The sequence below is a fragment of the Microbacterium sp. genome (assembly GCF_035554235.1).
Classification (GTDB): domain Bacteria; phylum Actinomycetota; class Actinomycetes; order Actinomycetales; family Microbacteriaceae; genus Microbacterium.
The window spans coordinates 1-4,912 of the sequence record NZ_DATMIO010000165.1 but is presented as its reverse complement, the minus strand read 5'-3'; the positions used below and the strand labels follow the sequence as shown (position 1 = coordinate 4,912).

Sequence of the window (4,912 nt, the reverse complement as noted above, 5' to 3'; positions counted from 1 at the left end):
AGTGGCCGATCAGCAGGTGTCCGAGACGTTCGATCCCAAGGCGTGGCAGCCCGTCCCGGGCTTCGAGTTCACCGACATCACCTACCACCGCGCGGTCGACGTCGGCGCGGTGCGGATCGCGTTCCACCGGCCGGAGGTCCGCAACGCGTTCCGGCCGCACACCGTCGACGAGCTCTACACCGCGCTCGACCACGCGCGACAGACCTCCGACGTCGGCTGCGTGCTGCTCACCGGCAACGGCCCCTCCCCGAAGGACGGCGGCTGGGCGTTCTGCTCCGGCGGCGACCAGCGCATCCGCGGCCGTACCGGCTACCAGTACGCGTCCGGGGAAACCGCCGAGACCGTCGACCCCGCCCGGGCCGGGCGGCTGCACATCCTCGAGGTGCAGCGGCTCATCCGGTTCATGCCGAAGGTCGTGATCGCGGTGATCCCGGGGTGGGCGGCCGGCGGCGGGCACTCCCTGCACGTGGTGTGCGACCTCTCGATCGCGTCGGCGGAGCACGGGCGTTTCAAGCAGACGGATGCCGATGTCGGGTCGTTCGACGCCGGTTACGGCTCGGCATACTTCGCCCGGCAGATCGGGCAGAAGTTCGCGCGCGAGGTCTTCTTCCTCGCCGAGGAGTACTCCGCGCAGCGCGCCTACGAGATGGGCGCCGTGAACCGCGTCGTGCCCCACGCCGACCTCGAGCGCGAGGCGATCGCCATGGCCCGCGGCATCCTGACGAAATCTCCCACGGCGATCCGCATGCTCAAGTTCGCGTTCAACGCCGTCGACGACGGGCTCGTCGGACAGCAGGTGTTCGCCGGCGAGGCGACCCGTCTCGCCTACGGCACCGATGAGGCGGTCGAGGGCCGCGACGCCTTCCTCCAGAAGCGCGACCCCGACTGGTCGCCGTACCCGTGGCAGTACTGAGGCGGTCATGAGACTCGAGCCGGTCGCGGGAGATGACCCACGCGATCTTCTCCGCGCCCTGCGCGCCGCCCTGAACGGATCGGGTCCGGCGCTCGGGCTCGGCATGCTGGCACCGACGTCCGGCTCGGGGGGGTCGCTGTACGTGCCCGCGGGCACGGCCGTCGTCATCACGACCTCGGGATCGACCGGCACCCCGAAGAGCGTGATCCTCGGCCGAAGCGCCCTCACATCGAGCGCACTCGCCACCGCGGAGCGCATCGGCGAAGGCGCGTGGCTGCTCGCACTGCCGGCGAGCTACGTCGCGGGCCTGCAGGTGCTCGTGCGCTCGCTCGTGCTGGGGCGCGAGCCCGCGCTGCTTTCGGGCACGTTCTCGCCGCAGGCGTTCACCGCCGCCGCCCTCTCGATGGCCTCCAGCGAGGGCGGCGTCCGCATCCCGACATACACCTCGCTCGTTCCCGCACAGCTCTCGGCGCTGCTGACGGCGGCCGAGTCCGATCCCTCCGTGGCCGCGGCGCTGCGCTCGTTCGAGGCGATCCTCGTGGGCGGGCAGGCGCTGCCCGCGGCGGTGCTGGAGCGCGCGACGCTCGCGGGGGCTCGGGTGATCCGCACCTACGGGGCATCCGAGACGAGCGGCGGCTGCGTCTACGACGGTGTGCCGCTCACGGGCGTCGGGGTGCGGGAGCGGCGGGGCGAGATCCAGCTGTCGGGCCCGATGCTGGCCGATGGCTACCTCGGCGAGTCCGAGCTGACGCATGCCGTGTTCCCGCGCGATGCCGACGGCACCCGCTGGTACCGCACGGGCGACGCGGGGATCATCGAGGACGGCCGCGTCCGCGTGCGCGGCCGCATCGACAACGTCATCGTGTCGGGCGGCATCAACGTGTCGCTCGACCGCGTCGAGAAGATCGTGCGCGGGGTTCCGGGCCTGGAGGCCGCCGTCGTCGTCGGGGTTCCCGACCCGCGGTGGGGCGAGGCGAGCGTCGTGGTCGCGGCGCGCGGCGAGGCCCTTCGTCGCAGCGAATCGGTGCAGCTCGAGGAGGCCAGGGATGCGGTGGCGGCGGATGTCGGGCCGCACGCGCGTCCCGGACGGCTCGTGCTCGTCGACGAGCTCGAGACCCTGCCCTCGGGCAAGCCCGACCGCGAGGCCATCCGGCGTGCGGTCGCGGGACTGGTGCGTGACGAGACGCCCGACCGCTGACATCCGAATAGGATCACTTCTCGTGGCAGGCAACCCGAGCAAGAACCGCAAGCGTCCCCCCGCGAAAAAGCGCAAGCCCGGCGGCAACCCTGAGAAGGCGCACGTCTCACGCGACCCGCGGCGCGTCGAGCCGGCGACGATCCGGGACTGGGTCGGCGCGGCGCGGCTGCGCACGGTGCCGCTCGCGTTCACGCCCGTCCTGATCGGCACGGGCACCGCCATCCTCGTGACCGGGGTCTTCCATTGGGTCATCGCACTCGCGTGCCTCGTCGTCGCGGTGTCGATCCAGATCGGCGTCAACTACGCGAACGACTACTCCGACGGCATCCGGGGCACCGACGACTACCGCGTCGGCCCTGCGCGCCTGACCGCATCGGGGCGGGTGAAGCCGCGCCAGGTGCTGACGGTCGCGCTCGTGTTCTTCCTGATCGCGGCGGGTGCGGGCCTTGCCATCACGATCCGCACGCAGCAGTGGTGGCTGATCCTGGTCGGCGCCGCATGCCTGCTCGCGGGGTGGTTCTACACCGGCGGCAAGCGCCCGTACGGCTACTACGGTCTCGGCGAGATCTTCGTCTTCGTCTTCTTCGGGCTCGTGGCCACCGTCGGCACGAACTGGGTGCAGGCGTTCGTCATCCCGCAGGAGGCGTGGTTCGGTGGTGTCGCGGCCGGGCTGCTCGCGTGCGCGGTGCTGCTGGCGAACAACCTGCGCGACATCGATCAGGACCGGCTGGCCGGCAAGCGCACCCTCACGGTGCTGATCGGAAAGCGCGCCACGCAGTGGCTCTTCACCGTGTTCGTGCTCGGCGCCTTCGTGATCGGGGTCGTGCTCGCGGTGTTCTACCCGATCGCGTGGCTGACGCTCATGGCGCTGCTCGCCGCACTGCCGGCGATCCTCATCGTGTGGACCTATCGGGCGCCCCGCGAGCTGGTCGTCGCCCTCGGGCTCACGTCGCTCACCTCGATCGCGTTCGGCGCCCTGCTGTTCTGGGCGTTCGTCGGCTGATCAGCGGTCGCCGGACGCCTCGGGGCTCCGCGCCGCATCGGCGGCCTGGTCCTCGACGTCCTCGTCGGGCCGCGTGTCCTGCTGCCGGTCCTTCCGCGCCGCGCGGCGCGCGGCGACCGATGCCGAGACGTCGGCAAGCGGTCGGCGAAGGAACAGCAGAGACAGGCTGAAGCCGATCAGAGCGGCGAAGATGGCGGTGAGCCAGTAGTACTCGCGCATGATCGGGAAGAGCATCAGGATGCCGAACGGCACGAGGAATGCGAGCAGCCGCAGCACCGTGTAGACGACGACGGGGGGCAGCTTCACCCGTCCAGTGTAGGTCGGAGTCTGCAGACCGGCGCGATCGCGGCGTGGGAGACGGAGCTCGACGACCACCCGTTCGACCGCGTCGGGCTTCATGTCCCAGTTCGGCCGCGATACGCGCGCCCGGTGGCGGCTCAACTGGGACATGCGTCGGGGCACGGCCGAGCGTGTCCCAGTTCAGCCCGCATACGAGACTGCGAGAGCGGCTCAACTGGGACATGCAGAGGTGCGGCGCTTCGGCAGGGATGACGGGGGCTGCGGTCGGTGCCTGTACGCGCGCTCACAGTTCGGCCACGACCCCGCCGAGACGCCCCGACGCGCCTAGGATGGGAGCGTGGCACGGCTGCTCCTGATCCTCGTGTTGCTGGCGACCGTCTTCTGGGTCTACAGCATCGTCGATTGCGCCGTGCAGCCCTCCACCCGGCACCGCGGTGTGTCGAAGGGCGCGTGGGTCGCGATCGTGGTCCTGCTGCCGGTGCTCGGCGGCCTGCTCTGGTTCGTGGTCGGCCGCAGCGGCAAGCGCGCGGCGAAAGCCCTCCGGGCCCCCGACGACGACCCCGACTTCCTGCAGCGCATCGGCACGTCGAGCGACCAGGACGAGCGCATCCGACGTCTCGAGGAGGAGCTCGCCCAGCTCGACGCCGAGGACGACGATCCCAAGTGGCACACGCCGCCGACCGGGCCGACGCCCGCCGCGGGCGCCACTCCCGGCGCGCCGTCCGCGGGTCCCGACCCCGACGGTGATGACACCCGGGGCCAGCGCGGGGCCGTCGGCTAGAGCGTGACCGATCACCCCCGCCGGGTCTCGTCGCCCGCGACGGATGCCGCAGCCGCGCTGCTGAGCGAGCTCGTCGCGCAGGGCCTCCGCCACATCGTGCTGAGCCCCGGATCGCGTTCGCAGGCGCTCGCCCTCGTCGCCGCGCGCCTCGAGGCCCGGGGCGACATCGAACTGCATGTGCGCCTCGACGAGCGGGTCGCCGGGTTCACCGCCCTCGGCCTTGCGCGCGAGACCCGGATGCCGGTGGCCGTCGTCTGCACATCGGGCACCGCCGCCGCGAACCTTCTCCCCGCCGCGCTCGAGGCGCATCACTCCGGGGTGCCGCTCCTGCTGCTGACCGCGGACCGTCCGCCCGAGCTGCGCGGCGTGGGAGCGAATCAGACCACCCGGCAGCCGGGCATGTTCTCGCCGAGCGTGCGCTGGGAGGCCGACCTCCCGGTCCCCGAGGAGCCCGACGACGTCGGCGACTCCGCATCCACCGCGATGCTGCGGGCGCTCGCCGCCGAGGCGTTCGGGGCGGCGCGCGGCGCCGGCACTCGCTCGGCGGGTCCCGTGCACCTCAACCTGCCGTTCCGTGAGCCGCTCGCCGGCGAGCTCCCGGCGTGGTTCGGGCGACCCGCGATCGGGGACGCCCCGGCGCCGGACGCCCCGCCAGCCGGCATCCACACACCGGACGACCACGCGCCCGAGGCCGACGAGGACATTGCGTCGGGGGCG

The 4,912-nt window shown here is 72.2% G+C and carries 6 protein-coding genes; 5 read left to right on the top strand and 1 reads right to left on the bottom strand.

Annotated elements, in window-relative coordinates; translation table 11 throughout:
- Position 1 precedes the first annotated feature (1 nt).
- The 3 genes from VNT50_RS08460 to VNT50_RS08450 are packed head-to-tail and all read left to right on the top strand — an operon-like array spanning position 2 to position 3,114.
- Positions 2–913 (top strand): 1,4-dihydroxy-2-naphthoyl-CoA synthase, encoded by a 912-nt coding sequence (locus tag VNT50_RS08460; protein ID WP_325484672.1) that lies wholly within the window; start codon positions 2–4, stop codon positions 911–913.
- 7 nt (positions 914–920) lie between these two features.
- On the top strand, positions 921–2,111 hold the full coding sequence (locus VNT50_RS08455) for an AMP-binding protein (protein WP_325484671.1): 1,191 nt from the start codon (positions 921–923) through the stop codon (positions 2,109–2,111).
- 22 nt (positions 2,112–2,133) lie between these two features.
- Positions 2,134–3,114, top strand: coding sequence for a 1,4-dihydroxy-2-naphthoate polyprenyltransferase (locus VNT50_RS08450; RefSeq protein ID WP_325484670.1), 981 nt, complete (start codon positions 2,134–2,136; stop codon positions 3,112–3,114).
- Here the strand turns inward: VNT50_RS08450 and VNT50_RS08445 are convergent, their stop codons facing one another.
- On the bottom strand, positions 3,115–3,420 hold the full coding sequence (locus VNT50_RS08445; RefSeq protein WP_325484669.1) for a DUF4229 domain-containing protein: 306 nt from the start codon (positions 3,418–3,420) through the stop codon (positions 3,115–3,117).
- Positions 3,421–3,751: 331 nt separating this feature from the next.
- On the opposite strand from VNT50_RS08445, the gene VNT50_RS08440 reads away from it, so the two are divergent.
- A complete protein-coding gene (locus VNT50_RS08440; protein WP_325484668.1) occupies positions 3,752–4,195 on the top strand; it encodes a PLDc N-terminal domain-containing protein in 444 nt (147 codons plus the stop codon).
- 3 nt (positions 4,196–4,198) lie between these two features.
- The coding region (locus VNT50_RS08435) for a thiamine pyrophosphate-binding protein (protein ID WP_325484667.1) at positions 4,199–4,912 on the top strand (714 nt) is incomplete at its 3' end.

Bases quoted from the DNA above. Each gene is read 5' to 3' on its own strand.
- VNT50_RS08455 (WP_325484671.1), top strand. From the start codon at position 921: ATGAGACTCGAGCCGGTCGCGGGAGATGACCCACGCGATCTTCTCCGC.